The following is a 26,277-nucleotide window of genomic DNA, read 5'->3' on the forward strand; positions in this document are numbered from 1 at the left end:
AGGCTGGAGCGGGCGCTCGCCCGGCATCTGCGCCAGCGGTCCGGTCCCGACGGGCCGCGAGGGCCGCCCGCCCGCCACCCGGTCCCCGACAGCGCCCGGACACGTCCCCCACATGTGCCCGACAGACAGTCCACAGGGATCGGAATCGACCGCCCCGAGTGCCCCCTACGCGCTTATGCTCGACGGTATGACCGCTCGGCGCAGTGCCTCCGTCACCGTCGCCGCGGCACTCGCCTTCTTCCTCACCGGGTGTGTGGACTCGGCCACGCCGAGTGCCTCCGCCTCGCCCCCGTCCGCCACCCCGGCGGCCACCCCCGCGGATGTCCCCGCCGACGTCCCCGCCCCCTCGGCGTCCTCGGAGCCGTCCCCCGCCGCCCCGACGCCGGACGCCGACCCCCGCACCGAGTCCGCCTCGCTCGCCATCCCGGACATAGGGCTCGACGCCCTGGAGATAGTCCCCTACGAGGGCACCACGGACGACCGGCCCGGGACCGACCTACAGAACGAGGGCGTCGGCGCCAGCCCCTACGGCGATGACGGGGGCGTCGGCCCCGGGGAGATCGGCAACTATCTCGTCACCGCCCACCGGCTCAGCGCCGGAGGACCGCTGCGCGACCTGCCGGACCTCGCGGTGGACGACACCGTGACCGTCGACTTCGACGGCGTGCGCTACACCTACCGGATCACCGAGACCCGCGAGACGTCCTTCCGCACCCCCGCCTCGCTGGAGGCGCAGCGCGCCGCCGTCCCGGGCAGGCCCGGCGAGACCCCCACCGAGGCCATGATCACGGTGTCCACCTGTGCCACGCCGGAGGACGACGCGGCGGGCAACTTCTGGCGGGACGAGATGGGCAACCCGGAGCACCGCATCGACAAAATCGGTGTCTTGGTGGACACCACCGCTGTTTCTGGCGCCGATCAGCCGTCCTGACGGAAAATCTTCGGTAGCCCCCTCCTGGTCCGGTCCCAGGTCACCGCGTAACGTGCGCACCATGAAAATCCTGATCAGTGCCGACATGGAGGGCGCCACCGGTGTCACCTGGCCGGCCGACGTGCTGCCCGGGACACCGCAGTGGGAGCGGTGCCGGTCGATGTTCACCTCCGACGTCAACGCCGCCGTGCTCGGCTTCTTCGACGGCGGCGCCGACGAGGTGCTGATCAACGAGGCGCACTGGACCATGCGCAATCTGCTCCTGGAGCGCCTCGACGAGCGCGCCGAGATGCTCACCGGCCGCCACAAGCCGCTCTCCATGGTCGAGGGCGTCCAGCACGGCGACATCGACGGCATCGCCTTCATCGGCTATCACGCGGGCGCCGGGGACGAGGGCGTCCTCGCCCACACCTACCTCGCCAACTCCATCACCGGCGTCTGGCTGAACGGCGTCCGCGCCAGCGAGGGCTTCCTCAACGCGCATGTCGTCGCCGAGTACGGCGTCCCGGTCGTCCTGGTCACCGGTGACGACGTGGCCTGCCAGGACGCCCTGGGCTACGCCCCCGAGGCCCGCAAGGTCGCCGTCAAGGACCATGTGTCGCGGTACGCGGCCGTGTGCCGTACGCCCGCCAGGACCGCCGCCGACATCCGGGCCGCCGCCAAGGAAGCCACCGCGCTGGCCGTGCGGCACGAACCGGCCGCCGCCGGGCCGCACCGCATGGAGCTGGAGTTCGACGCCGAGCACCTCGCGATGGCCGCGACCGTCGTGCCCGGCGTGGAGCGCACCGGGGAGCGCAGGATCGGCTACGCCGAGCCGACCATGTACGCGGCGATCCGCACCTTCAAGGCGGTCACCACCATCGTCTCGGCCGCCGTGGAGGAGCAGTATGGCTGACCAGCGGGCCCTGGACGAGGTCGTCGAGTTCACCTCCGACCTGATCCGGATCGACACCACCAACCGGGGCGGCGGCGACTGCCAGGAGCGGCCCGCCGCCGAGTACGCCGCCGAACGGCTCGCCGACGCCGGACTTGAGCCGGTGCTCCTGGAACGCGTCCCCGGCCGCACCAATGTCGTCGCCCGCTTCCCGGGCACCGACCCGTCCGCCGACGCGCTGCTCGTCCACGGCCATCTGGACGTCGTCCCCGCCGAGGCCGCCGACTGGAGCGTGCACCCGTTCTCCGGGGAGATCCGCGACGGCGTGGTCTGGGGGCGCGGCGCCGTCGACATGAAGAACATGGACGCGATGATCCTGGCCGCCGTCCGCTCCTGGGTCCGTGAGGGCGTGCGGCCCCGGCGGGACGTGGTGATCGCGTTCACCGCCGACGAGGAGGCCAGCGCCGAGGACGGCTCCGGGTTCCTCGCCGACCGGCACGCCGACCTGTTCGAGGGCTGTACCGAGGGCGTCAGCGAGTCCGGCGCGTTCACCTTCCACGACGGCTCCGGACGCCAGATCTACCCCATCGCCGCAGGTGAACGCGGTACCGGCTGGCTGAAGCTGACCGCGCGCGGCCGGGCCGGACACGGCTCCAAGGTCAACCGGGAGAACGCGGTGACCCGGCTGTCCGCCGCCGTCGCCCGGATCGGCGCCCACGAATGGCCGACGCGGCTCACCCCGACCGTGATCGCCGCCCTCACCGAACTCGGCGCCCTCTACGGCGTCGACCCCGACCTGGACGACGTCGACGCCCTGCTCGGCAAGCTGGGCCCGGCCGCCAAGCTGGTCGAGTCGACCGTCCGCAACAGCGCCAACCCGACCATGCTCAGCGCCGGATACAAGGTCAATGTCATCCCCGGCGAGGCGGTCGCGTACGTCGACGGACGGTATCTGCCCGGCGGCGAGGACGAGTTCCGCACCACGCTCGACGCGCTGACCGGCCCCGACGTCGACTGGGAGTTCGCACACCGCGAGGTCGCCCTCCAGGCGCCGGTGGACTCACCGACGTTCGCCCGGATGCGGGCCGCCGTCCAGGAGTACGCGCCCGAGGGCCATGTGGTGCCCTACTGCATGTCCGGCGGCACCGACGCCAAGCAGTTCTCCCGGCTCGGCATCACCGGCTACGGCTTCGCCCCGCTGAAGCTGCCCGAGGGCTTCGACTACCAGGCCCTCTTCCACGGCGTCGACGAACGCGTGCCCGTCGAGGCCCTGCACTTCGGCGTCCAGGTCCTCGACCGGTTCCTGCGGACCGCGTGAGCGAGAGGGACCCCGACATGACGACCCTTCCCTACGGCTCCTGGCCGTCCCCCGTCGACGCGGCCCTCGCCGCCGCCCACGACGGCAACCCCGAGTACGTGGGCATCGTCGGCGACGAGATCTGGTGGACCGAACCCCGGCCCACCGAAGGCGGCCGGCGCGCCCTGGTCCGCCGTCGCGCCGACGGCACCACCGAGTCCGTCCTGCCCGCGCCCTGGAACGTCCGCAGCCGGGTCATCGAGTACGGCGGACAGCCCTGGGCGGGCGTCCCCACCGACGGTGGACCGCTGATCGTCTTCACCCACCTCGCCGACCAGCGGCTCTACCGTCACCGGCCCGGCGGCGACCCCGTCCCGCTGACCCCGCTCTCCCCGGTCGGCGGCGGACTGCGCTGGGCCGACCCGCAGCTCCACACCGACCGGGGCGAGGTGTGGTGCGTCCTGGAGGAGTACACCGGCGACCGCCCCGCCGACGTCCGCCGCGTCCTGGCCGCCGTACCGCTGGACGGGTCCGCCGCCGAGGACCGGTCGGCGGTACGGGAACTCACGCCCGAGCGGCACCGGTTCGTCACCGGGCCCCGGCTCTCGCCCGACGGGCGGCGCGCGGTCTGGCTCGGCTGGGACCATCCCCGTATGCCGTGGGACGGCACCGAGCTGCTGCTCGCCGACGTGAGCGCCGACGGCGCCCTCACGGGGGCGCGCACGGTCGCGGGCGGGCCCGAGGAGTCCATCGCGCAGGCCGAGTTCGCCGCCGACGGCTCCCTGCTGTACTCCAGCGACCGCACCGGCTGGTGGAACCTCTACCGCGACGGACGGCCGCTGTGCCCCCGCGAGGAGGAGTTCGGCGGACCGCTGTGGAAGATCGGGCTGCGCTGGTTCGCGCCGCTCGCCGACGGCCGGATCGCCGTGCTGCACGGCCGGGGCGGCGCCGCGCTCGGACTGCTCGACCCGGCCACCGGGGAGATCGCCGACGCCGCCGGACCCTGGACCGATTTCGGCGGCACCCTCGCCGCCGACGGCGAACAGGTCGTCGCCGTCGGCGCGAGCCCGTACACGGCCGCCGAGGTCGTCGCGCTCGACACCGTCACCGGGCACACCCGGGTCGTCGGCGCCCCGCACCACGACGCTGTCGACCCCGCCTATTACCCGCGCCCCGAGGCCCGGGTCTTCCAGGGCCCCGGCGGACGGGACATCCACGCCCATGTCCACCCGCCCCACCACCCCGGGCACACCGCGCCCGACGGGGAACTGCCGCCGTACGTGATCTGGGCGCACGGCGGGCCCACCAGCCGCAGCCCCCTGGTCCTGGACCTGGAGATCGCCTACTTCACCTCACGCGGCATCGGTGTCGCCGAGGTCAACTACGGCGGCTCCACCGGATACGGCCGGGAGTACCGCGACCGGCTGCGCGGCCAGTGGGGCGTGGTCGACGTCGAGGACTGCGCGGCCGTCGCCCGCGCCCTCGCCGCCGACGGCACCGCCGACCCGGCCCGGCTCGCCGTCCGGGGCGGCAGCGCGGGCGGCTGGACCACCGCCGCGTCCCTCGCCACCACCGACGTCTACGCCTGCGGCACGATCATCTACCCCGTCCTCGACCTCACCGACTGGAGCGCCGACGGCACCCATGACTTCGAGTCCCAGTACCTGGAGAGCCTGGTCGGGCCGTTCGCCGAGGTGCCCGAGCGGTACGCCGAACGCTCCCCGATCGAGCACGCCGAGCGGATCACCGCGCCGTTCCTGCTGCTCCAGGGCCTGGACGACGTGATCTGCCCGCCGGTCCAGGCCGAGCGGTTCCTCGCCCGGATGCGCGGCCGGGGCGTCCCGCACGCCTACCTCGCCTTCGAGGGCGAGGGCCACGGCTTCCGCCGCGCGGACACCATGATCCGGGCGCTGGAGGCCGAGCTGTCGCTGTACGCCCAGGTGTTCGGGCTGCGGCTGCCCGCGGGGGCCGCTCCGCTGGAGTTGACCGGGTGACGATCCGCGGGGGCCGCTTCGCTGGAGTGGACCGGGTGACGATCCGCGGGGGCCGCTCCGCTGGAGTGGACCGAGTGACGATCCGCGGGGGAAGCCGAGCGTATGGGGACCGGTCCGGAGCGGACGGTGGGCGGGCTCGTCCGGAGCGCGGCCGTGTGAGGACCCGTCTGGAGCCGCCCTGTAGGTGGGCTCGTCCGGAGCGCGGCTGTATGAGGACCCGTCTGGGGCCGCCCTGTAGGTGGGTTCGTGTGGAGCGCGGCTGTATGCGGACCCGGCTGGGGCCGCCCCGTGTGCGGGCTTGTCCGGAGCGCGGCTGTATGCGGACCCGTGTGGAGCCCGGTCGTATGGGGGCTCGTGTGGGGCCGCCCCGTAGGTGGGTTTGTGTGGAGCCCGGCCCTATGGGGGCTCGTCTGGAGCCCGGCCGTGTGAGGACCCGTGTGGAGCCGCCCTGTAGGTGGGTTCGTGTGGAGCCCGGCCCTATGGGCGCTCGTCTGGAGCCGCCCCGTATGTGGACCCGTCTGGAGCCGATCGTATGACGTACACCGTTCCCGCGCTGCGCCGACCGTCCCGGCTCGTGCCCGGTGCCCGGGTCGCCGTCGTCGCCCCCAGCGGGCCCGTCCCCGAGGACCGGCTCCAGGCCGGGCTCGACCTGCTGCGCGGCTGGGACCTCGACCCGTTCGCCCTGCCCCATGTCCTCGACCGGCACCCCCGGTTCGCGTACCTCGCGGGCAGCGACGCCGACCGGGCCGCCGACCTCCAGCGCGCCTGGTGCGACCCGTCCGTCGCCGCGGTGCTCTGCGCCCGGGGCGGCTATGGGGCGCAGCGCATGGTGGAGCTGCTCGACTGGGAGGCGATGCGGGCCGCCGGGCCGAAGGTGTTCGTCGGCTTCAGCGACATCACCGCGCTGCACGAGGCGTTCGCCACCCGGCTCGGCCTGGCCACCCTGCACGGACCGATGGCGGCGGGCGTCGACTTCCTCAAGAACACCCGGGCCCAGGACCATCTGCGGGCCACCCTGTTCGCCCCGGAGACCGTGCTGACCCTGGCCTCCGGCGGACCGGCGCTGGTGCCGGGCCGGGCGCGCGGTGTGCTGCTCGGCGGCTGTCTGTCGCTGCTGGCCTCCGACCTCGGCACCCCGCACGCCCGCCGCTCCGCCGCCGGGGGCCTGCTCTGTCTGGAGGACGTGGGGGAGGAGCCGTACCGGCTGGACCGCGACCTCACCCATCTGCTGCGCGCGGGCTGGCTGGACGGGGTGCGCGGGGTGCTGCTCGGGTCGTGGCAGGACTGCGGCCCCTACGACACGGTCCGGGCCGTCCTCGCCGACCGGCTCGGCGCGCTGGGCGTGCCGGTGGTGGAGGAGTTCGGGTTCGGCCACGGCGAGGGCGCCCTGACCGTGCCGTTCGGCCTGGCGGCGGACCTGGACGCGGACGCGGGCACGCTGACCCTGACAGAACCCGCGCTGAGCTGACCCCGGGTCCCCGGGGGACCGTGGCCCGCGCCGCGCGGGCCGACGTACGCTGGCCGGATGCCGTACGACGCCGCCCCTCCGTATCTCGCCGAGGGCCCCCGCGTGGGCATCCGGCCCTTCACCCGGGGCGACGGGGAGGAGTTCACCGCGCGGGCCCGGGAGAGCAAGGCGCTGCACCAGCCCTGGCTGTTCCCGCCCACCACGGCCGCCACCTACGCCGCCTATGCCCGGCTGGTGACCGAGGACCCGGCGAAGGCCGGGTTCCTGGTGTGCGAGCGGGCCGGGGGACGGCTCGCCGGATTCATCACCATCAACAACATCGTGCTCGGCGCCTTCCAGAGCGGCGCGGTCGCCTATGGGGCGTTCGCGCACGCCGCCGGACGGGGGCTCATGGGGGAGGCGCTCGGCCTGGTGGTGGACCACGCCTTCGGCCCGATGCGGCTGCACCGGCTGGAGATCAATGTGCAGCCCGGCAACACCGCGTCCCTCGCGCTGGCCCGCAGCCAGGGGTTTTGGCACGAGGGGTTCTCACCGAAGATGCTCTTCATCGACGGCGCCTGGCGCGATCACGAGCGGTTCGCGCTCACCGCCGAGCTGCGCGGGCCGCGGCCTTCCGGTTGATCTTCATGGTGTCCAGGTCGGTCACCGTCGACCGCAGCCCGGTGAAGCCGTAGCCCAGGGCGCGCAGCGCGCTCTCCGCGCGGTCCTCGGCGAGCGCGGCGGCCATCTCGTCGCCGTCCGCCGGGTCGGAGACCACCACATAGCGCATCGAGAAGTGCTTCAGCGGCACCGGCTCATAGGACAGCGAGCCCTCCTCGGAGAACCGCATACTGGTCATCCCGTGCGCACCGGCCTCGGCGAGCAGCCGCTCGCGCGCGGTGTCGGTGAGGTCGTGCCAGGTGCCGCGGACGATGACCCGGTAGGTGTGGAGGTCGCTCATGGGCTGCTTCCGTCAGAGGGCGCGCGGACGCTCCGCGCGCTGCTTCGCCGGTCGACTGTAGGCCGTCGGGGGCGGGGCGCGCGGGGAATTACCGGGCGGCCCGTTGATCCCGTACCCGACCTGGCGGAGGATGGCCCGTATGCGCAGCCTCGTGGTCGTCGACGCCCCCTCCAACCTCGGACTCCGCCCGCCCGCCCCCGGTACCGTCCCCGGCTGCTACAAGCTCGCCGGGGCCCTGCGCGAGCAGCGGATCGTGCGGCGGCTCGGCGCGCAGGAAGGGGGCGTGGTCGTACCGCCCCGCTACGACCGGGGGGACTGGCGGGAGGGCGACGGTGTGTTCAACGCCGCCGCGCTCGCCGCGTACACGCCGAAGCTCGCCGACCGGATCGAGCACCATGTGCGGGCCGGGAACTTCCCCGTGGTCCTCGGCGGGGACTGCTCCATCCAGCTCGGTGCCTCCCTCGCGCTGCGCCGCCTCGGGCGGTACGGCCTCGTCGCCCTCGACGCCTCCCCGGACTTCCGGCACACCGGAAACTCCGACCACATCGGCGCCGCCGGCGGCGAGGAGGTCGCCATCGCGACCGGACGCGGCCCGGACGACCTGTCCGACCTGGAGGGGCTGCGGCCCTATCTGCGCGACGACGACCTCCGGTTCTTCGGGATCAGGGACGAGTTCGAGGACGACCGCGCCGAACTCGCCGCCCTGAAGATCCCGGTGGTGACGGTGGGGGACGTACGGGAGTGGGGCGCCGAGGCGCTCGCCCGTGCCACGGCCCAGGCGTTCGACGTGCCGGAACTCGACGGGTTCTGGGTGCATCTGGACGCCGATGTGCTCGACCCCACGGTGATGCCGGCCGTCGACAGCCCCGACCCGGACGGGCTGCTGCCGGAGGAAGCCGTCGCCCTGCTGCGGCCGTTGCTCGCGTCCAGCCGCTGCGTGGGGCTCAACGTCACCATCTACGACCCCGATCTGGACCCGGCGGGCACGGCGGGCGCGCTGCTCGCGGACATCGTGGTGGACGGCTTCGGGGAACGCGGCTGAGCCGAGCCGGGGCTGATCCGGGCCGGGCCAGATTGGGCTGATCGAGCTGAGCCAGGTCGGGCCGGGCTGATCCGAGCCGGGCCGAGCCAGGTCGGGCTGATCTGAGCCGGGCCGAGCCAGGTCGGGCTGATGCGAGCTGAGCCGGGGCTGATCCGGGCCGGGCCAGGTCGGGCTGATCTGAGCCGGGCCAGGTCGGGCTGATCGAGCTGAGCCAGGTCGGGCCGGGCTATCCGAGCCGGGCCGAGCCAGGTCGGGCTGATCCGATCCGGGCCGGGCCAAGCCAGGCCGGGCCCGACCCGGGGTGAGTGACCCCCAAGGCGCGGCCTTTGCGTAATCCTGACCCGCCGCGACCCTGGCCGAGCGGCGGACGGCCCGCTTCCATGGTGATCGTGACGACGATCCGACGTGCCGCAGTGACCCTGCCCGCCGCGCGGCCGGGGCCGGACAACCCGCTCCCGCCGCTGCTGCCGCTCGACGAGGTCCACACGGTCGACGAACGCGACCGGGACGACCTGCCCCGCGACATGGCCCGCCAGATCGGCTACGAACCGCTGGGCAGCCTGCTCCCGGTCCGGGTCCGGGACGGCTACGGACGGACCCGTGAGCCCCAGGAGTTCGAGGCGGTGGTCCTGGAGAACGACCGGCTGCGCGCCACCGTCGTCCCCGGACTCGGCGGACGGCTCGTCTCCCTCGTCCAACTGTCCACCGGCCGGGAACTCCTCTACCGCAACCCGGTCCTCCAGCCCGCCAACTTCGCCCTCAACGGGGCCTGGTTCTCCGGCGGCGTGGAGTGGAACATCGGCGCCACCGGCCACACCACCCTGTCCTGCGCCCCGCTGCACGCGGCCCGCGTGTCCGCCCCCGACGGCACCGAGATGCTCCGTCTGTGGGAGTGGGAACGGCTGCGTGACCTGCCCTTCCAGGTCGACCTGTGGCTGCCCGACGGCTCCGACTTCCTCTACGCCGGGGTGCGGATACGCAATCCCCACGAGCGGGCGGTACCCGTGTACTGGTGGTCGAACATCGCGGTGCCCGAGGAGTGCCGGGTCCTCGCCCCCGCCGAGGAGGCCTGGCACTTCGGCTACGAACGCCGGCTGCGCCGCGTCCCGGTCCCCGTGTCCGGGGGCACCGACCGGACCTACCCCGGCAACAGCGAGTTCGCCGCCGACTACTTCTACGCGCTCCCCGACGGGCGGCGCCGCTGGATCGCCGCGCTGGACGACGGCGGGCACGGGCTGGTGCAGACCTCCACCGACGCGCTGCGCGGCCGGAAGCTCTTCGTCTGGGGCCGGGGACCGGGCGGGCGCCGCTGGCAGGACTGGCTGACCGCCCCCGGCACCGGCGGCTACTGCGAGATCCAGGCCGGGATCGCCCGCACCCAGCTCGAACACGTCCGCCTCGAAGCGGAGAGCGAGATCTCCTGGCTGGAGGCGTACGGCCCGCTCGACACCGACCCCGAGGGCGCGTGGACGACCGTCCTGGACACGGCGGAACGGCGGCTGGAGACCGTACTGCCGCGCGCCGCCGTCGATGCCGCCTACGCCGCCTGGAAGCCGTACGCCGACACCGAACCCGGCGAGATCCTCGCCACCGGCTCCGGCTGGGGCGCCCTGGAGGTGCTGCGCGGCGACCTCAAGCTCCCCGGCACGCCCTTCGACCGGGCCACCCTCACCGACGCCCAGGCCCCCTGGCTGCATCTGCTGCGCGCCGGGTCCGTCCCCGAGCCGCGCCGGGTACGGCCGCCGGGGGAGACCCTGGTCGCCGCGCCCTGGCGGGACATGCTGGAGACCGCGCCCGCCACCCCGCTCGCCGAGTACCACCTCGGCATCGCGCAGTGGCACGCCGGGGACCGCGCCCAGGCCGTCCGCAGCTGGGAACGCGCCCTCCCGCTGGCCCCCTCCCTGTGGCCGCTGCTGCGCTGTCTGGCGGTCGCCGACCGGCTGTCCGGCAACCGGGAGCGGGCCGCCGAACGCTATGTGGAAGCCTTCGACGACCTGTGCCGGGAGCGCCGGGACGACGGCGAACAGTGGACGGCCGCCACCGCCGCGCTGGGCCGGGAGGCCCTGGAGAGCCTGGTCGCCGTCGGCCGCACCGCCGACGCCCGCGCCGTCCACGACCGGCTCCACCCGGCCACCCGCGCCCGGGGCCGCTTCCGGCTCATCGAGGCGGGGCTGCTCCTCGCGGAGGGCGACCGGGACGGGGCGCGGGCCGTCTTCGCCGCCGGTTTCGAGGTGGCCGACCTGCGGGAGGGCGCGGAGACGATCGGCCTGCTGTGGTCCCGCCTCACCGACGACCCGCTCCCGGCCCACTTCGACTTCCGGATGCGGCCGGAGGGGTAGCGCGGGGCGTCAGGGCGGGGTCCCAGGGGTCTCCCGGTGGCGGCCGGGCGGTCCGGGGCGCCCTCGGTCCGTCCGGCGGAGGCGCCCTCGGTCCCCAGGTGGCCGGCGTCGTGTTTGCCCGGTGGGCTGAGGGGCACGCGGAGGGTTCCGCTGCCGACCGTCATCGGAGGCGACCGTGACGCGTCCCCGTGTGGTGATCGTCGGAGCCGGATTCGCCGGGTTCCGGGCGGCCAGGGCCGCGACCCGGCGCCTCCGGCGGACCGCCGACGTCATCCTGCTGAACCCGACCGACTACTTCCTGTATCTGCCGCTGCTGCCCCAGGTCGCCGCCGGGGCCCTGGAGCCGCGCCGGGTCACCGTCTCGCTGACCGACTCGCTGCCCGGCACCCGGCTGGTCCTCGGCGAGGCACGGCACATCGATCTGGACACCGGGGCGGTGCACTACCGCGACCCGGAGGGCGCCCGGGGCACGCTCCGGTACGACCGGCTGGTCATCGCCGCCGGAAGCGTCAACAAGCTGCTGCCCGTGCCCGGCGTCGCCGAGTACGCGCACGGCTTCCGGGGGCTGCCCGAGGCGCTGTACCTGCGTGACCACGTGACCCGGCAGATCGAGCTGGCGGCCGGTGACGAGGACCGTGAGACCCGTACCGCCCGCCGCACCTTCGTGGTGGTCGGCGCCGGGTACACCGGCACCGAGGTCGCCGCGCACGGGCAGCTCGCCACCCGCGAGCAGTTGCGCCGACACCGGCCGCGGCACCGCGCGGGACCCCGCTGGCTGCTGCTGGACATCGCCCCCCGGGTCCTGCCCGAGCTGGACGAACGGCTGTCCCGCACCGCCGCCCGGGTGCTGCGCGGACGCGGTGTCGAGGTGCGCACCGGGACCTCGGTCCGCGAGGCGACCCTCGACGGGGTGCTGCTCAGCGACGGCGAGTTCGTGCCCACCCGGACCCTGGTGTGGTGCGTGGGCGTACGGCCCGATCCGCTGGTCGACTCGCTGGGGCTGCCCCTGGAGCACGGACGGCTGGCCGTCGACCCGTATCTGCGGATACCCGGCCGCCCCGAGGTGTCCGCCTGCGGGGACGCCGCCGCCGTACCCGACCTGGACCGGCCCGGCGGCTACGCCCCGATGACCGCGCAGCACGCCTGGCGGCAGGGCCGTACCGCCGCGCAGAACGTGGCCGCGTCCCTCGGGCTCGGTGAGGCGCGGCCCCACCATCACCGGGACCTGGGTTTCGTGGTGGACCTCGGGGGCGCCCAGGCCGCCGCCGATCCGCTCGGCGTGCCCCTGTCCGGGCCGCTCGCCGGGCTGGTCACCCGGGGCTACCACCTCGCCGCCCTGCCCGCCAACCGGGCACGGGTCGGCGCCGACTGGCTGCTGGACGCGGTGCTGCCGCGCCAGACCGTGCAACTGGGGCTCGTCCGGTCCTGGTCGGTGCCACTGGAGTCGGGCTCCCCGGAACTGGCCCGGATTCCCGACGGCACCTCCCCCTCAGCTTCCGATCCGGCCCCGCCGACCCGTGAGGAGCGCGATGAACACCCGTGAACTGACCGAACTCGGCCAGCAACTGCGTGTCGACAGTGTGCGCGCCAGCGCCGCCGCGGACTCCGGACATCCGACCTCGTCGATGTCCGCCGCCGACCTGATGGCGGTGCTGCTCGCCGGACATCTGCGCTACGACTTCGACCACCCCGGCCATCCCGGCAACGACCGCTTCGTCCTGTCCAAGGGCCACGCCTCGCCGCTGCTGTACGCGGCGTACAAGGCCGCCGGGGCGATCGACGACACCGAACTGCTCACCTTCCGCACCCTCGGCAGCCGCCTGGAGGGGCACCCCACACCCCGCAGGCTGCCCTGGGTGGAGACCGCCACCGGCTCGCTCGGCCAGGGGCTGCCGGTCGCCGTCGGCATCGCCCTCGCCGGGAAGCGGCTGGACCGCACCGGCTACCGGGTGTGGGTGCTGTGCGGGGACGGCGAGCTGGCCGAGGGCTCGGTGTGGGAGGCGGCCGAGCACGCCGCCTACGAGCACCTCGACAACCTCACCGTCGTCGTGGACGTCAACCGGCTGGGCCAGCGCGGTCCCACCCGGCACGGCCATGACCTGGACGCCTACGCCCGCCGCTTCCGGGCGTTCGGCTGGCACACGGCCGAGATCGACGGACACGACGTGACCGCGATCGACCGGGCCTATGTCGAGGCCGAGGCCACCCGGGGCCGGCCAACCGTGATCCTCGCCCGCACCCTCAAGGGCAAGGGCGTCGCGGGCGTCCAGGACCGCGAGGGACTGCACGGCAAGCCGCTGCCCGACCCCGAAGGGGCCATCGCCGAACTCGGCGGCCCCCGCGACCTGCGCGTCCAGGTCCATGAACCGCCCCCGGCGCCCGTCCCGCACCCCGGGTTCCACCCCGACGCCGAGGCACCCCGGTGGGAGCGCGGCGAGGATGTGCCGACCCGGGACGCCTACGGCCGGGCGCTCGCCGCGCTCGGAGCCGCGCGCGGCGATGTCGTCGCCCTGGACGGCGAGGTCGGCGACTCCACCCGCACCGAGTACTTCGCCAAGGAGTTCCCCGACCGCTACTTCGAGTGCTACATCGCCGAGCAGCAGATGGTCGCCGCCGCGGTCGGCATGGCCGCCCGGGGCTGGGTGCCGTACGCGGGCACCTTCGCCGCCTTCCTGACCCGGGCGTACGACTTCGTGCGGATGGCGTCGATCAGCGGCGCCGGGATCAACCTGGTCGGCTCGCACGCCGGGGTCGCCATCGGCCAGGACGGTCCCTCCCAGATGGGTCTGGAGGACCTGGCGATGTTCCGCGCGGTACACGGCTCCACCGTGCTGTACCCGTGCGACGCCAACCAGACCGCGTTCCTGGTCGCCGCCATGGCCGGGCTGGACGGCGTGCGCTATCTGCGCACCACGCGCGGCGCCACGCCCGTGCTGTACGGGCCGGGCGAGAAGTTCCGGGTCGGCGGCAGCAAGGTGCTCCGCGCCTCCGACCAGGACCGGGTGACGGTCGTCGCCGCCGGGGTCACGGTGGGGCAGGCGCTGGCCGCCGCCGACACGCTCGAAGCCGACGGCATCCCGGTCCGGGTGATCGACCTCTACTCGGTCAAGCCGGTCGACGAGACCACCCTGCGCCGGGCCGCCGCCGACACCGGCTGTCTGGTCACCGTCGAGGACCACCATCCCGAGGGCGGGCTCGGGGACGCCGTCGCCGACGCCTTCACGGACGGCGGCCCGGTGCCCCGGCTGGTCCGGCTCGCGGTCGACACCATGCCGGGCTCTGCCCTGCCCGCCGAGCAGCTGCGCGCGGCCGGGATCGACGCCGGGGCCGTCACCACCGCCGTACGGCTGCTGGTGGAGCAGGCGGTGGCGTCGTGAGCGCCGGGCACGCGCCGGGCGTGTGGGCCGCGTGTGACGCGGGTGGCGGGTGCGACGCGCGTCACGGGGCCGTCAGCGGGTAGGCCCCTTCCAGGAGGCTCCATGACCACATCGCGGTATGTGTACGCCGTCTGCCGGCCCTTCGGCGCGGCGCTCCAGGCCCAGCTCACCGGGGTCGCGGGCGCCCCGCCGCGGCTGCTGCGCCACCAAGGGCTGGTGGCCGTCGTCAGCCATGTGCCGGAGGCGGAGTTCAGCGAGGAGCGGCTGCGCGCCGGGGAGACGGACGAGGAGTGGCTCGCGGGCGTGGCCCGGCTGCACCAGGGCGTCGTCGACGCGCTCACCACCGTCACCACCCCGCTCCCGCTGCGGCCCGCGACCGTCTTCCGCGACGACAGCGGGGTCCGGCTGATGCTGGAACTGCGCGAGGACGAACTGCGCGACACCCTGGACCGGCTGGACGGCCGGGTGGAGTGGAACGTACAGGTGTACGGCGACGACAGCGCCCCGGAGCACGAGAGCGCGGACGGCGACCGGCGGAGCCTGGCCGAGGAGTTCTCCGTACGGCTGCACAAGGCGCTGTCCGAGCAGGCCGACGACTCCCACGCCTATCCGCTGCACCACCGCGCGCCCGGCGGCACCGCGAGCCGCAATGTGCTGAACGCGGCCTATCTGGTGCCCCGGGCACGGGCGGAGGAGTTCGTGGAGATCGTGGACCGGGCGCGGAGCGCCGAGCCGGGAGTCCTGGTGGAACTCACCGGTCCCTCGGCGGCCTACTCCTTCGCTGCCGAGGGCGCCTGAGCCACCGCGACCACGGGGGCGGTGGCGTACCGGCGATGTCAGATCGGCTTCCGGCAGAGGATCTCCCCGTGCGGGACGCAGAACCAGCCGTCGGGCGCGTCGCCCCACTCCCGCCACGCCTGGGACACCGCCCGCAGCTCCGCGTCGGTGGCGTGGCCGCCGCCGGTCGCCCGGTCCGCGTACGCCGAGGCGACCGTGCGGTCCGCCCACAGCCCGCTCCACCAGGCGCGCTCCTCGTCCGTGGCGTACGTCCAGGTGGCGGAGGTCGACGTGAGATCGGTCAGCCCGGCCGCCAGCGCCCAGGACCGCAGCCGCCGCCCGGCGTCCGGCTCCCCGCCGTTGGCCCGCGCCACCCGCCGGTACAGGTCGAGCCAGCCGTCCAGACCGGGCGAGGCCGGGTACCAGGCCATCGCCGCGTAGTCCGCGTCCCGTACGGCGATCAGCCCGCCGGGGCGGGTGACCCGGGCCATCTCGCGCAGCGCGCCCACCGGGTCCCCGACGTGCTGGAGCACCTGGTGGGCGTGGACCACGTCGAAGGAGGCGTCGGGGAAGTCCAGGGCGTGCACGTCACCGGTGGTGAAGTCGGTGTGGGTCAGCCCGCGCGCGGCGGCCGTCGCACGGGCCTGGTCCAGGATGCCGGGCGCGTGGTCCAGGCCGGTGACATGGCCCTGCGGGACCCGCGCGGCCAGGTCGGCGGTGATGGTGCCGGGGCCGCAGCCGACGTCCAGCACACGGTGGTGCGGGCGGAGCGCGGGGAGCAGATAGGCGGCGGAGTTCGCCGCGGTCCGCCAGGTGTGCGACCGCAGCACCGACTCGTGGTGGCCGTGGGTGTAGACGGCCGTCTCCCGCGCTTCCGGCATGGCTGAGCACCTTCCCCTGCTGAATCGATCAACGTCCCTTCACCCTAGGCACCATTCTGAATAATGAGACCCCGCGTATCGCTATGTGGGCTGATGGGGTGTTAGGTCGTGGTCGCGTACGGCCGTCGGATCGTGGCCGGGTACGGCCCTCAGGCTGTCGCTGGGTACGGCCCTCAGGTTGTGGCCGGGTACGGCCCTCAGGTTGTGGCTGGGTACGGCCCTCAGGTTGTGGCTGGGTACGGCCCTCAGGTTGTGGCTGGGTACGGCCCTCAGGTTGTGGCCGGGTACGGCCTTCGGGCTGTGGCCGGGTACGGCCCTCAGTCCTCGCCCCGGCCCGGATCGTGCGGCCGGTACACCACCAGCGCCCGGTAGTGCTTGCGCAGGATCACCTCGCCGCCGACCTCGGTGACCTCGCCGTCGTACGCCAGCAGCGTGCCCGGCGGGATGTCCGTCAGCCGCAGCGCGCCGACCTGGACGGCGGCATGTGCGGGGGAGCGGGTCAGCGGGCCCGCCACGGCCGCCGCCAGCAGCCGCAGCGCCGGACGCCGCCCCCCGTGCACCAGCCGCACGTCCAGCCGCCCGTCCGCCAGATCCGCCCGCCGCCCCGGCACCAGCCCCATCCGGTGGTACGTGCCGTTGCCCGCGAACAGCAGCCACATCGGCCGCACCCGCCCCCCGAACCCGGCGAGCAGCGGATGCCGGTCCGCGCGCAGCACCCGCGTGCGGCGAGAGTGCGTGCCGGGCGTCGCGACGCCACGGAGATCCGTCAGACACCCCCTAGGCCCGCTCGGCGGTCCCCGACGCCCGGTTCACGACCAGCGTCAGCCCCTCGCCCGCCACCAGGGCGGGTGCCTGCGCCCGAGGATGCGCGGGCCGCACCGCGGGCTCCCGCGGCGGCACCAGCGCCCGTACGGCGAAGGCGGCGCCCACGCCCAGCGCCGCGCCCGTGAGGACATCGCTCGGGAAGTGCACCCCGGTGTAGACCCGGGACATCGCCACCGAGTACGCGAGGGGCGCCACCACCGCGCCCCACTGCGGGGACTCCATCGCCACCCCGGCGGCGAACGCCGCCGCCGACGCCGCGTGCCCGGACGGGAACGAGGTGGTGATCGGCTGCCGTTTCAGTTGCCGGGCGGCCGGGACCGGCCCCAGCGACGGACGGGAGCGGCGCACACTGCGCTTGCCGACCGTGTTGATCGTCGCGGACGCCAGCGCCAGCGACACCAGCCCCCGCGCGGCGGCCCGTCGGCCCCTCGGGGTGCGGCTCGCCGCTATCGCCGCCGCCGTCACCCCCCACAGCACCCCGTGGTTCGCGAACCGGCTCAGCCGGGGCAGCACCCGTTCGGCGTACGGCCACTCCCGCTCGGCGGCGAACTCGAAGAGCCGGGAGTCGAGCGCGAGCAGCCTCTCGCGCAGTGCGTGGCGGCCGGGCAGCGGGGCGGTGAGATCGACATCAGGGTCCATGCGGTCACGGTTACCCTGAAGTGGCCGTTTCCGTCACCGCACGCGCCGCGACGCCGGTCACGGTCCCCCGGCCGCCCGGTCCGGGGCCACGGGTCGCCGCCCCCTTCGCCGGGGCCGGACCGCCCCGGGAACCGGCGGGAGGAGACCCGGTCCATGCGTCTGATCCTCATCCGGCACGGCCAGACCGGCGCCAACGTGGACCTGCTCCTCGACACCGCCGTACCCGGCACCGGCCTCACCGACCTCGGCCGCCGTCAGGCCGCCGCCCTCCCCGCCGCGCTCGCGGACGAGGACATAGGTGCCGTCTACGCCTCCACCCTCACCCGCACCCAGGACACCGCCGCCCCGCTGGCCGCCGCGCGAGTGCTCGGCGTACGGGTCCGCGACGGCATCCGGGAGCTGGCCGCGGGCGACCTGGAGATGCTGCCGGGCTACTTGGGCGACGGAGAGCGGTACATGCGCACGGTCGTCGCCTGGATGAGCGGCGACACCGCGCTGCGTATGCCCGGCGGGGAGACCGGCGACGAGGCCCTCGCCCGGTACGACGCCGTGGTCGCGGAGGCCGCCGCGAGCGGAGCGGGAACCGTCGCCATGGTCAGCCACGGGGCCGCGATCCGGCTGTGGGCGACCGTCCGCGCGGACAACCTCGATGTGACCTTCGGCGCCTCGCACCGCCTGGAGAACACCGGGATCGTGCTGCTGGAGGGCGCGCCCGGCACCGGCTTCAAGGCGCTGAGCTGGCAGGGCGAGGCGCCCGGACCGCACGGGGAGGGCGGACCCATGGGACGGCCCCTGAGGGCTGGAGGGGGTTTCTGACGGTGTGCCCCCGCCGTCCATAGCGGTGTGCCCCCGCTGTCAACGGCGGTGTGTCCCCGCCGCGATTAACGGTTTGCCCCCGCCGTCCGCCACGTCCCAGAATGCGGACCATGGGACATCTGGAAGCCGCGCATCTTGAGTACTACCTCCCCGACGGGAGGGCGCTGCTGGGCGATGTCTCGTTCCGGGTCGGCGAAGGCGCCGCCGTCGCCCTCGTCGGTCCCAACGGGGCCGGGAAGACCACCCTGCTGCGGATGATCTCCGGCGAGCTGAAGCCGCACGGCGGCACGGTCACCGTGAGCGGCGGCCTCGGGGTGATGCGCCAGTTCGTCGGCTCCGTACGGGACGAGACGACCGTACGGGACCTGCTGGTGTCGGTCGCGCCGCCGCGTATCCGGGAGGCGGCGCGGGCCGTCGACACCGCCGAGCACGCCATCATGACCGTCGACGACGAGGCCGCCCAACTGCGCTACGCGCAGGCCCTCGCCGACTGGGCCGAGGCGCGCGGCTACGAGGCCGAGACCCTCTGGGACATCTGCACCACGGCCGCCCTGGGCGTGCCCTACGAACGGGCCCAGTGGCGCCAGGTCCGCACTCTTTCGGGCGGTGAGCAGAAGCGCCTGGTCCTGGAGGCGCTGCTGCGCGGTACCGACGAGGTCCTCCTGCTGGACGAGCCGGACAACTACCTCGACGTCCCCGGCAAGCGCTGGCTGGAGGAGCGGCTCAAGGAGACCACGAAGACCGTCCTGTTCGTCTCCCACGACCGGGAACTCCTCGCCCGCGCCGCCGAGCGGATCATCTCCCTGGAGCCCGGTCCGGCCGGGGCGGACGCCTGGGTGCACGGCGGCGGGTTCGCCACCTACCACGAGGCCCGCCGGGAGCGCTTCGGCCGGTTCGAGGAACTGCGCCGCCGCTGGGACGAGAAGCACGCCCAGCTGAAGAAGCTGGTGCTGACCATGCGTCAGTCCGCCGCCAACAACGACGGCATGGCCTCCCGCTACCAGGCCGCCCAGACCCGGCTGCGCAAGTTCGAGGAGGCCGGACCGCCGCCGGAGCCGCCGCGCGAGCAGGACATCCGGATGCGGCTCAAGGGCGGCCGGACCGGGGTCCGCGCGGTGACCTGCGCCGCGCTGGAGCTGACCGGCCTGATGAAACCCTTCGACCTGGAGGTCTTCTACGGCGAACGGGTCGCCGTCCTCGGCTCCAACGGCTCCGGCAAGTCCCACTTCCTGCGGCTGCTGGCCGGGGACGAGGTGTCCCACACCGGCAGCTGGAAACTCGGCGCCCGGGTCGTGCCCGGCCACTTCGCGCAGACCCACGCCCACCCCGAACTGCTCGGCCGCACCCTGCTGGACATCCTGTGGAAGGAGTACGCCCAGGACCGGGGCGCCGCCATGAACCGGCTGCGCCGCTACGAGCTGAGCGGCCAGGCCGAGCAGACCTTCGACCGGCTGTCCGGCGGCCAGCAGGCCCGCTTCCAGATCCTGCTGCTGGAGTTGCAGGGCGTCACCGCGCTGCTGCTCGACGAGCCCACCGACAACCTCGACCTGGAGTCCGCCGAGGCGCTCCAGGAGGCGCTGGACGCGTTCGACGGCACGGTCCTCGCGGTGACCCACGACCGCTGGTTCGCCCGCTCCTTCGACCGGTTCCTGGTCTTCGGCGGCGACGGCCGGGTCCGGGAGTCGTCCGGTCCGGTCTGGGACGAGCGGCGGGTGCAGCGGGCGCGGTAGCTGGGGGCCTCGGCGGGTGGGCGGGGCGGACCGTCCTTTGGTGGCGGGCCGGGGCGGGGCGTGTCCTCTGCCGGCGTGTCGGGGCAGGCGCGTCCTTGGCGGGCGCGCCGGGGCGGGGCGTGTCCTTGGCGGGCGTACGGGGGGCGAGGCGTGTCCTTGGCGGGCGTGTCGGGGCGGGGTGCTTCCTCGGTGCGCGTGCCGGGGCGGGGTGCGCTGAATGTTCGTACAGTGGGAACACCACGGACGGACACGACGAGCGGGGCACCACATGACCGGAGTCGACCCTGGCCGGCTGGACGACCAGCAGCTGATGCGCGAGCTGGAGACCATCCACCGCACCCGCCACGACACCCTGCTGTACGGCTCGAACGACGCGCTGCGGGCGCACAACGAGCGGATGGCCCAGCTGGAGGGCGAGTATCTGCGGCGCAATCCGTCCCGGTTCGTGGCGGCGTCCCGCACCCGGGACGGCGCCCGGGACCGGGCCGCGCCCTGAGCGCGCCCGGCGGGGAGAGTAGGGCGTGACCCCGGTGCGGCGCGGCAGGGACACCGCCGGTTCACCCGGGTGGGCCCGTCGGGTCCCGCCAATGGATGCGGGCCGCGCGCGCGGCGGCGCGGGGCGGGCTGTGATGGGTGCGGGAGGGGGGAGTTCTCCCCTTCGCCGACCGTCCGAGGAGTCCGCCCCATGCGTCGCAGCCCCCGTTCCGTGTTCCTGGCCGTGGCGGCGGGTGCCGTCGTGCTCGGCGGAGCGCCGCCCGCCGCCGCGGAACCGGCCACCGAGGTGAGCCCGGCACGGGCCCGGCCCGGCGGCACCGTCACCGTCTCCGTCACCTGCGACCCCGTCGGCGGGACCGCGCCCAGGACCATGGACGCCACCTCGCGGGCGTTCGCCGAACGGACCGTCGCCCTGCGCCTGGAGCCGGGGGGCGGGCAGGACCGCGGCGCGCCCCGCTACCGGGGCACCGCGCGGATCGCCACGGGGGCCCACTTCGAGGACGGCGGGGCGAGGGCTGGGTCGGGCGGTGGGCACGGTGACGGTGGTGGGGCGGGGTCCGGGTCGGGCGGCGGACATGGCGATGGTGGCGGGGCGGGCTCCGGGGCAGGCGGCGGAATCGGCGACGTCGGTGCGCAGGGCGCGGTGTGGATGGTGGGCGGTGGTGGGGCGGGGTCCGGGGCAGGCGGTGGTCACGGTGACGTCGGTGCGCAGGGCGCGGCGTGGACGGTGGACGGTGGCGGGTCGGGTTCTGGGGTCGGCGGCGGTCACGGTGACGGCGGTGCGCGGGACGCGGCCTGGACGGTGGACGGCGAGTGCCCGGCGGCGCGCGGTGGCAAGGGCAAAGCGTGGAGCGCGACCTTCACCGTGCAGCGGGACACGAGCGGCGGGATCGGGGGAGGGATCGGCGGCGGTGACGGGGGCGTAACTGGTGGCGGTCACGGTGGCGGTCACGGTGGCGGTGATGGCGGCGGTGATGGCGGCGTCCACCGTCCGTGCCCGCCGGGGCAGGACCACATGTCCCGGGAAGAGCCCTGGTCCCGGGAGGAGCCCGGCTCGGACCGCGCCCCCGGCGATCCCGGCACCGGGTCCGACGACCGCCGGCCCGGCGAGTCCCGGGACTGCGCCCCGCCCCCGCGTACCGAGCACGGCGTCCACGCGGGCTCCGGCGGTACCTTCACCGACTCCGTGCCCGCGCTGGTGGCGGGCGGGCTGCTCATCGCGGGCGCCTGCACAGGCGCCGCGTACCGGCTGCGCCACCGGCTGACCCGCGCCCAGGGCTGACACCACCGGGCCCCACGGACGGCCCTCATCCACCCACGGCACCACACGGAGGTACGGATGCGGCGGACCGACCCGGAGACCCCGGAGGGCCACGGCCCCGTCCGCTACGGACCGCACCTGCCGGACGACGGCCTTCCGCCGCTGCCGGAACTGTCGGCCGTGCTCGCCGCCGCCGCTGCCCGCGCCCGCCCCGAACCGGTCGGCGGCGGCCGGGCCCTGCTGGAGGCCGCCTGCGGCTACTGGGCCCGCCGGGGCCTGCCCACCCGCCCCGGGCAGGTCGCCGCCGCCCCGGGCGCCCCCAGCCTGCTGCTGGCCCTGACCGCCGCGCTCGGCGGTGACGTCCTGGTGCCGCGCCCGTGCGCCGCCTGGTGGGCGCCGTACGCGCGGTTGCTGGGCCGTCCGGTGTTCCATGTGACGACCCCCGCCGAGTGCGGCGGTGTGCCCGACCCGTACGCGCTGCTGGAGACCGTGCGCCGGGTCCGGGACGAGGGCGGGCGGCCCCGGCTGCTGGTGCTGTCGATCGCCGACGACCCGACCGGCACCGTGGCCCCGCCGGAACTGCTGCTCCGGGTCGCGGAGGCCGCCACCGGCGAGGGCCTGCACCTGGTCAGCGACGAGACCTGGCGGGACACCGCGCACCCCGCGCCCGACGGCACCCCGGCCGCCGGGCGCGCCCCCGTGCTGCTCAGCCCCGCCGAGATGCTGCCCGAGCGGGTCACCGTGGTCACCGATCTGGCCGGGGCGCTGCTGCCGCCCGCCTGGCCGTCCGCCGTCGCCCGCTTCCCGGCCGGGCCCGACGGGACCGTCCTGCACGCACGGGTGCTGGACGTGCTGACCGCGCTGGGCGCCTCCGTCGCCGGACCGGTCGCCGCCGCCACGGGCTACGCGCTGAGCGAGCCCGCCCCGGTCACCGCCCGCGCCACCGCCGCCGTACGGCTGCACGCGCGCCTCGCGCACGCCCTGCACGCGGCGGTCGTCGACGCCGGTGCGCTGGCCCGGCCGCCCCGCGCGGGCCGCCAGCTGTACGCCGATCTCGGCCCGCTGCGGCCCGCGCTGCTCACGCACGGCGTCGGGGACGCCCAGGACCTGGAGGACTTCCTCAGCCACCGGCTCGGTATGCCCGCGCCGGGCGGGCACCGGTTCGGCGACGACCTCGCCGCGCTCCGGGTCCGGCTGACCACCGGACCGCTCCTCGGCAGCGCGGGGACGGAATGCCTGGACACGCCCTCGCCGTTGGAACTGCCACAGGTGCGACAGGCGTTGAGCACGGTGAGGTCGGTCCTCGGCGATCTCCGCGACGACGCCCAGCGACGGGAGCCTCCTCGATGACGCAGCAGTCCGAGAAGACCACGGGCCCGACCGCGCCGGTCACCGGCGACCCGCTGGCGCCCTATCCGCCGCTGGCCGAACCCCGCCCGCTGGCCGAACGCCGGGTGTGGCCGCGCGCCTTCCACGACCGGCTGACCGCCCCGCTGCCCGGCATCAAGGCCATGACCCGCTTCGCCCGCGAGGGCGCCGTCCGCCCCGGGCGCGAGGGTCTCGCCGACATCCCCCGGCTGCCGTTCGCGCCCGGCCCACTGCCCCGCGCGGACGCCCGCACACTCGCCGTGACCTGGGCCGGGCACGCCAGTTGGGTGGTGAGCGTCGGCGGCCTGACCGTGCTCACCGACCCGGTCTGGTCGCGCCGCATCCTCGGCACCCCGCCCCGTATCACCCCGGTCGGCGTCCCCTGGGAGTCACTTCCCCCGATCGACGCGGTCGTCATCAGCCACAACCACTACGACCACCTCGACGCCCCCACCCTGCGCCGCCTCCCGCGCACCACCCCGGTGTTCGCCCCGGCGGGGCTGGCCCCCTGGTTCCGCCGCCGCGGCTTCACCACCGTCACGGAGCTGGACTGGTGGGAGGCGGCCGAACTGCGCGGGGTCCGTTTCGACTTCGTCCCCGCCCACCACTGGTCCAAGCGCTCCCTGACCGACACCTGCCGCACCCTGTGGGGCGGCTGGGTCCTCACCGCCCCCGACGGCCACCGTGTCTACTTCGCGGGCGACACGGGCTACGGCCACTGGTTCACCCGGATCGGCCGCCGCTACCCCGGTATCGACCTGGCCCTGCTCCCGATCGGCGCGTATGAGCCCCGCTGGTGGCTGAGCGACGTCCACTGCGACCCGGAGGAGGCGGTCCGCGCGGCCCAGGACGTCGGCGCGACCCGCATGGCCCCCATGCACTGGGGCACGTTCATCCTCTCCGCGGAACCGGTCCTGGAACCCCTGACCCGAGTAAGAACGGCCTGGCACAACGCAGGCCACCCCAGAGAACACCTATGGGACCTACCGATCGGAGCATCAAGACAGTTGACCTTCTGAGCCACGACCCCTCGAACGCCCCCCAGGGGCGCGGGGAACTGCGCGATCACCCCCCACGGACCCGCACCCACCTCACGACCGTCACCGCCCCCTCCCAGGGGCGCTGGGGGTACCCCCTCTGGGGGAGGAACTGCGCGATCAACCCCCACGGACCCGCACCAACCCCACAACCGCCACCACCCCCCTCCCAGGGGCGCGGGGAACTGCGCGACCAGCCCCCACCGACCCGCACCCACCCGACCAGCTACCGCCCCCGAACCCGCCGCCAAAAACCAGGAACCGCACTGATGGCCAACGTCAACCCCACCGCCGCCACCACCCCCTCCCACGCCTCACTGAACAACGACCCCCCGAGCACCCCGATCAACTGATACGTCACCGCCCACGCCAGACAAGCCGGCGCATTCCCCCGCGCAAACCTCCGCAGCGGCCACTCCGCCAGCAGACACGCCAGCATCACCGGCAACCGCCCCGCCGGCACCAGCCGCGACAGCACCAGCACCAACACCCCGTGCTCGCGCAATTTCGACTGCGCCCGCTCCAGCCGATCCTCCGGCGCCCGCGCCCGGATCGCCGCCAGCCACCGCGACCCGTTCCGCGACCCCATCCCCCGCCGCCCCAGCCAGTACAGCGTGATGTCCCCGAGGAACGCCGCCAGCGACGCCGTCACGAACACCAGCGCCATCGAGAACGGCGCCGTCTGATGGAACGCCACCACCGCCGCCGAACTCACCAGCGCCCCCGTCGGCACCACCGGCACCAACGCCCCCAGCAGCACCAGCACGAACAGCGTCGGATAGCCGATAGCCTGCTGCGTACTCTCCGGCGGCACACTCTCCGCAGCCGCCGCCAGCCAACTCACCGCGCGACCTCCGGCCGCACCCGCTCGCCGTGTCCCAGCCGGTGCACCACGACCCCCGGCGCCCGCTCGGCGGCGAGCCGCACGAACTCGTCGCCCGGCGCGTGGAATTCATGCGGACGCACGGCGTCCATCCCGATCGGCCAGTACGTGCCGTAGTGCACCGGCACCGCGCTGCGCGCCCCCAGCCGGGCCAGCGCCTCGGCCGCCCGCCCCGCGTCGAGATGCTCCTCCCCGAGGTACGGTCCCCAGCCGCCGACCGGCAGCAACGCCACGTCCACCGGCCCGACTTCCTCGGCCATGGCGGCGAACAGCCCGGTGTCCCCGGCGAAGTACGTCCGCGCCTCGCCCGCCACGACATAGCCGAGCGCGGGCGCCCGGTGCGGCCCGACCGGCAGCCGCCGCCCGTCGTGGCGCGCGGGCACGGCCCGTACCACGACATCGCCGACGGCGACCGTGTCGCCCGGGGCGACCTCGGTGATCCGCAGGTGGGAGAGCCGGCGCAGGGCGGGCACCGCGCGGGTGGCGCCCCGGGGCACGAGCACCCGGGTGTCCGGGGCGAGAGCCGCCAGGGAGGGCACGTGGAGATGGTCCGCGTGCAGGTGGGAGACCAGGGCGACATCGGCGCGCCGGGCGTCGTCCGGGGGCACGGCGCCACGGCGGCGGCGCAGATGAGCGAGCCGGCGCGCGAACAGGGGATCGGTGAGGACGCGTACGTCCGAATCCTCGACCGTGCAGGTGGCGTGACCCCACCAGGTGATCTCCACCGGCACCCCTTTGCCTCCTTCGCGCGACTCCCCCGAAGCGTACGCGCAGCGGTAGGGTCGGCGGCGAAACCCGGAGGTGACCGGAGGTGAGGGGGACACCATGGGAGAACCGCGCACAACCTCCGGCACGCGTGTCACGGCCATCGCGAGTCTGACGCCGCTGGAGGAGCTGGACGCCGATCCGTTCCTGGTGGACTCGCGCAGCCAGCACGCCATGTGCGCCCGCTGGGCGGCCGAGCGGGGCTATGTCGTCACCCGCCAGTTACTGGTCTCCGGGCTCCGCCCGGACCACTGCATCCTCTGGGACGACGTGCGCCCCGGACACGATGTGTTCGTCGCCCCCAGCCGCCGGGTGCTGGAGAGCGCGCTGGCGTCCGTGGAGGAGTTCACCGAGGAGTGCGCGCGGCGCGGGGTGCGGGTCGAGACCGTCGGCCGCGCGGAACCCTCCTACGACGCCCGGATGAAGGCCCAGGTGCACCGCAGACTCTCCATGCCCACAGCCGGCTACGACGGTCAGTGACCGTCCCTGTACTCCCTGTACTCCCTGTACTCCCTGTACTCCCTGTACTCCCTGTACT

24 protein-coding genes are annotated in these 26,277 nt (G+C 74.7%); 18 read left to right on the forward strand and 6 right to left on the reverse strand.

Annotated features, from left to right (window positions below):
- The first annotated feature begins 187 nt into the window (after positions 1–187).
- From AB0D49_RS40845 to AB0D49_RS40870, 6 genes are all read left to right on the forward strand, one after another.
- Positions 188–931, forward strand: a complete 744-nt coding sequence (locus AB0D49_RS40845) for a class E sortase (RefSeq protein ID WP_362769055.1) — start codon at positions 188–190, stop codon at positions 929–931.
- 61 nt (positions 932–992) lie between these two features.
- Entirely contained in the window at positions 993–1,826 is an 834-nt protein-coding gene (locus AB0D49_RS40850; protein WP_362769057.1) for a M55 family metallopeptidase, read from the forward strand.
- Positions 1,819–3,123 (forward strand): M20/M25/M40 family metallo-hydrolase, encoded by a 1,305-nt coding sequence (locus tag AB0D49_RS40855; protein WP_362769060.1) that lies wholly within the window; start codon positions 1,819–1,821, stop codon positions 3,121–3,123. Before AB0D49_RS40850 ends, AB0D49_RS40855 begins: the two co-directional genes overlap by 8 nt.
- A gap of 17 nt (positions 3,124–3,140) precedes the next feature.
- A complete protein-coding gene (locus tag AB0D49_RS40860; RefSeq protein ID WP_362769063.1) occupies positions 3,141–5,096 on the forward strand; it encodes a prolyl oligopeptidase family serine peptidase in 1,956 nt (651 codons plus the stop codon).
- Between the two features lie 532 nt (positions 5,097–5,628).
- Positions 5,629–6,564, forward strand: a complete 936-nt coding sequence (locus tag AB0D49_RS40865) for an LD-carboxypeptidase (RefSeq protein WP_362769065.1) — start codon at positions 5,629–5,631, stop codon at positions 6,562–6,564.
- 57 nt (positions 6,565–6,621) lie between these two features.
- Positions 6,622–7,185 carry a GNAT family protein gene (locus tag AB0D49_RS40870; RefSeq protein WP_362769068.1) on the forward strand — a complete coding sequence of 188 codons (564 nt, stop codon included), beginning with the start codon at positions 6,622–6,624 and terminating at the stop codon, positions 7,183–7,185.
- Here the strand turns inward: AB0D49_RS40870 and AB0D49_RS40875 are convergent.
- Complete coding sequence (locus tag AB0D49_RS40875; RefSeq protein ID WP_362769071.1) at positions 7,148–7,504, reverse strand: DUF6204 family protein; 357 nt, start codon at positions 7,502–7,504, stop codon at positions 7,148–7,150. The two genes, AB0D49_RS40870 and AB0D49_RS40875, sit on opposite strands and share 38 nt — an antisense overlap.
- Positions 7,505–7,643: 139 nt before the next feature.
- On the opposite strand from AB0D49_RS40875, the gene AB0D49_RS40880 reads away from it, so the two are divergent.
- The 5 genes from AB0D49_RS40880 to AB0D49_RS40900 all read left to right on the forward strand — a co-directional run bounded on the left by AB0D49_RS40880 (position 7,644) and on the right by AB0D49_RS40900 (position 15,060).
- Positions 7,644–8,546 carry an arginase family protein gene (locus AB0D49_RS40880; RefSeq protein WP_362769073.1) on the forward strand — a complete coding sequence of 301 codons (903 nt, stop codon included), beginning with the start codon at positions 7,644–7,646 and terminating at the stop codon, positions 8,544–8,546.
- 380 nt (positions 8,547–8,926) lie between these two features.
- Positions 8,927–10,885: a DUF5107 domain-containing protein gene (locus AB0D49_RS40885; protein ID WP_362769076.1), complete on the forward strand. Its 1,959-nt coding sequence runs from the start codon at positions 8,927–8,929 to the stop codon at positions 10,883–10,885.
- A gap of 175 nt (positions 10,886–11,060) precedes the next feature.
- On the forward strand, positions 11,061–12,428 hold the full coding sequence (locus AB0D49_RS40890; RefSeq protein WP_362769079.1) for an FAD-dependent oxidoreductase: 1,368 nt from the start codon (positions 11,061–11,063) through the stop codon (positions 12,426–12,428).
- Positions 12,415–14,262: a transketolase gene (locus tag AB0D49_RS40895; protein ID WP_362769082.1), complete on the forward strand. Its 1,848-nt coding sequence runs from the start codon at positions 12,415–12,417 to the stop codon at positions 14,260–14,262. The genes AB0D49_RS40890 and AB0D49_RS40895 overlap by 14 nt, the downstream gene beginning before the upstream one ends.
- Positions 14,263–14,364: 102 nt before the next feature.
- The gene (locus AB0D49_RS40900) at positions 14,365–15,060 is read left to right on the forward strand and encodes a GvpL/GvpF family gas vesicle protein (RefSeq protein ID WP_362769085.1); all 696 of its coding nucleotides are present in this window, start codon (positions 14,365–14,367) and stop codon (positions 15,058–15,060) included.
- Between the two features lie 38 nt (positions 15,061–15,098).
- On the opposite strand, the gene AB0D49_RS40905 is transcribed toward AB0D49_RS40900, so the two are convergent.
- From AB0D49_RS40905 to AB0D49_RS40915, 3 genes are all read right to left on the reverse strand, one after another.
- On the reverse strand, positions 15,099–15,920 hold the full coding sequence (locus AB0D49_RS40905; protein WP_362769088.1) for a methyltransferase domain-containing protein: 822 nt from the start codon (positions 15,918–15,920) through the stop codon (positions 15,099–15,101).
- Positions 15,921–16,237: 317 nt separating this feature from the next.
- Entirely contained in the window at positions 16,238–16,636 is a 399-nt protein-coding gene (locus tag AB0D49_RS40910) for a hypothetical protein (RefSeq protein ID WP_362769091.1), read from the reverse strand.
- A 61-nt stretch (positions 16,637–16,697) separates the two neighbouring features.
- A complete protein-coding gene (locus AB0D49_RS40915) occupies positions 16,698–17,384 on the reverse strand; it encodes a phosphatase PAP2 family protein (RefSeq protein WP_362769094.1) in 687 nt (228 codons plus the stop codon).
- A 153-nt stretch (positions 17,385–17,537) separates the two neighbouring features.
- On the opposite strand from AB0D49_RS40915, the gene AB0D49_RS40920 reads away from it, so the two are divergent.
- From AB0D49_RS40920 to AB0D49_RS40945, 6 genes are all read left to right on the forward strand, one after another.
- Positions 17,538–18,200, forward strand: a complete 663-nt coding sequence (locus AB0D49_RS40920) for a histidine phosphatase family protein (RefSeq protein WP_362769096.1) — start codon at positions 17,538–17,540, stop codon at positions 18,198–18,200.
- 110 nt (positions 18,201–18,310) lie between these two features.
- A complete protein-coding gene (locus AB0D49_RS40925) occupies positions 18,311–19,930 on the forward strand; it encodes an ATP-binding cassette domain-containing protein (protein WP_362769099.1) in 1,620 nt (539 codons plus the stop codon).
- 217 nt (positions 19,931–20,147) lie between these two features.
- On the forward strand, positions 20,148–20,426 hold the full coding sequence (locus AB0D49_RS40930) for a DUF6158 family protein (RefSeq protein WP_362769102.1): 279 nt from the start codon (positions 20,148–20,150) through the stop codon (positions 20,424–20,426).
- 189 nt (positions 20,427–20,615) lie between these two features.
- The gene (locus AB0D49_RS40935) at positions 20,616–21,707 is read left to right on the forward strand and encodes a hypothetical protein (protein ID WP_362769105.1); all 1,092 of its coding nucleotides are present in this window, start codon (positions 20,616–20,618) and stop codon (positions 21,705–21,707) included.
- A gap of 57 nt (positions 21,708–21,764) precedes the next feature.
- Positions 21,765–23,036 (forward strand): aminotransferase class I/II-fold pyridoxal phosphate-dependent enzyme, encoded by a 1,272-nt coding sequence (locus tag AB0D49_RS40940; protein ID WP_362769107.1) that lies wholly within the window; start codon positions 21,765–21,767, stop codon positions 23,034–23,036.
- Positions 23,033–24,073, forward strand: coding sequence for an MBL fold metallo-hydrolase (locus AB0D49_RS40945; RefSeq protein WP_362769110.1), 1,041 nt, complete (start codon positions 23,033–23,035; stop codon positions 24,071–24,073). The genes AB0D49_RS40940 and AB0D49_RS40945 overlap by 4 nt, the downstream gene beginning before the upstream one ends.
- Positions 24,074–24,317: 244 nt before the next feature.
- Here the strand turns inward: AB0D49_RS40945 and AB0D49_RS40950 are convergent, their stop codons facing one another.
- Together AB0D49_RS40950 and AB0D49_RS40955 are read right to left on the reverse strand one after the other, a co-directional pair.
- Positions 24,318–24,935: a VTT domain-containing protein gene (locus tag AB0D49_RS40950; RefSeq protein ID WP_362769112.1), complete on the reverse strand. Its 618-nt coding sequence runs from the start codon at positions 24,933–24,935 to the stop codon at positions 24,318–24,320.
- Entirely contained in the window at positions 24,932–25,705 is a 774-nt protein-coding gene (locus AB0D49_RS40955; protein WP_362769114.1) for an MBL fold metallo-hydrolase, read from the reverse strand. Before AB0D49_RS40955 ends, AB0D49_RS40950 begins: the two co-directional genes overlap by 4 nt.
- A gap of 94 nt (positions 25,706–25,799) precedes the next feature.
- Here AB0D49_RS40955 and AB0D49_RS40960 point away from each other — a divergent pair, with 94 nt between their 5' ends.
- Positions 25,800–26,219, forward strand: coding sequence for a hypothetical protein (locus AB0D49_RS40960; RefSeq protein WP_362769117.1), 420 nt, complete (start codon positions 25,800–25,802; stop codon positions 26,217–26,219).
- Positions 26,220–26,277: the final 58 nt, after the last annotated feature.

This window comes from Streptomyces sp. NPDC048290, assembly GCF_040652095.1.
Taxonomy (GTDB): domain Bacteria; phylum Actinomycetota; class Actinomycetes; order Streptomycetales; family Streptomycetaceae; genus Streptomyces.

Coding starts and splice junctions, on each gene's coding strand:
- AB0D49_RS40845 (WP_362769055.1), top strand. CDS start 188: ATGACCGCTCGGCGCAGTGCCTCCGTCACCGTCGCCGCGGCACTCGCC.
- AB0D49_RS40850 (WP_362769057.1), top strand. CDS start 993: ATGAAAATCCTGATCAGTGCCGACATGGAGGGCGCCACCGGTGTCACC.
- AB0D49_RS40855 (WP_362769060.1), top strand. CDS start 1,819: ATGGCTGACCAGCGGGCCCTGGACGAGGTCGTCGAGTTCACCTCCGAC.
- AB0D49_RS40860 (WP_362769063.1), top strand. CDS start 3,141: ATGACGACCCTTCCCTACGGCTCCTGGCCGTCCCCCGTCGACGCGGCC.
- AB0D49_RS40865 (WP_362769065.1), top strand. CDS start 5,629: ATGACGTACACCGTTCCCGCGCTGCGCCGACCGTCCCGGCTCGTGCCC.
- AB0D49_RS40870 (WP_362769068.1), top strand. CDS start 6,622: ATGCCGTACGACGCCGCCCCTCCGTATCTCGCCGAGGGCCCCCGCGTG.
- AB0D49_RS40875 (WP_362769071.1), bottom strand. CDS start 7,504: ATGAGCGACCTCCACACCTACCGGGTCATCGTCCGCGGCACCTGGCAC.
- AB0D49_RS40880 (WP_362769073.1), top strand. CDS start 7,644: ATGCGCAGCCTCGTGGTCGTCGACGCCCCCTCCAACCTCGGACTCCGC.
- AB0D49_RS40885 (WP_362769076.1), top strand. CDS start 8,927: ATGGTGATCGTGACGACGATCCGACGTGCCGCAGTGACCCTGCCCGCC.
- AB0D49_RS40895 (WP_362769082.1), top strand. CDS start 12,415: ATGAACACCCGTGAACTGACCGAACTCGGCCAGCAACTGCGTGTCGAC.
- AB0D49_RS40900 (WP_362769085.1), top strand. CDS start 14,365: ATGACCACATCGCGGTATGTGTACGCCGTCTGCCGGCCCTTCGGCGCG.
- AB0D49_RS40905 (WP_362769088.1), bottom strand. CDS start 15,920: ATGCCGGAAGCGCGGGAGACGGCCGTCTACACCCACGGCCACCACGAG.
- AB0D49_RS40915 (WP_362769094.1), bottom strand. CDS start 17,384: ATGGACCCTGATGTCGATCTCACCGCCCCGCTGCCCGGCCGCCACGCA.
- AB0D49_RS40920 (WP_362769096.1), top strand. CDS start 17,538: ATGCGTCTGATCCTCATCCGGCACGGCCAGACCGGCGCCAACGTGGAC.
- AB0D49_RS40925 (WP_362769099.1), top strand. CDS start 18,311: ATGGGACATCTGGAAGCCGCGCATCTTGAGTACTACCTCCCCGACGGG.
- AB0D49_RS40930 (WP_362769102.1), top strand. CDS start 20,148: ATGTTCGTACAGTGGGAACACCACGGACGGACACGACGAGCGGGGCAC.
- AB0D49_RS40935 (WP_362769105.1), top strand. CDS start 20,616: ATGCGTCGCAGCCCCCGTTCCGTGTTCCTGGCCGTGGCGGCGGGTGCC.
- AB0D49_RS40940 (WP_362769107.1), top strand. CDS start 21,765: ATGCGGCGGACCGACCCGGAGACCCCGGAGGGCCACGGCCCCGTCCGC.
- AB0D49_RS40945 (WP_362769110.1), top strand. CDS start 23,033: ATGACGCAGCAGTCCGAGAAGACCACGGGCCCGACCGCGCCGGTCACC.
- AB0D49_RS40960 (WP_362769117.1), top strand. CDS start 25,800: ATGGGAGAACCGCGCACAACCTCCGGCACGCGTGTCACGGCCATCGCG.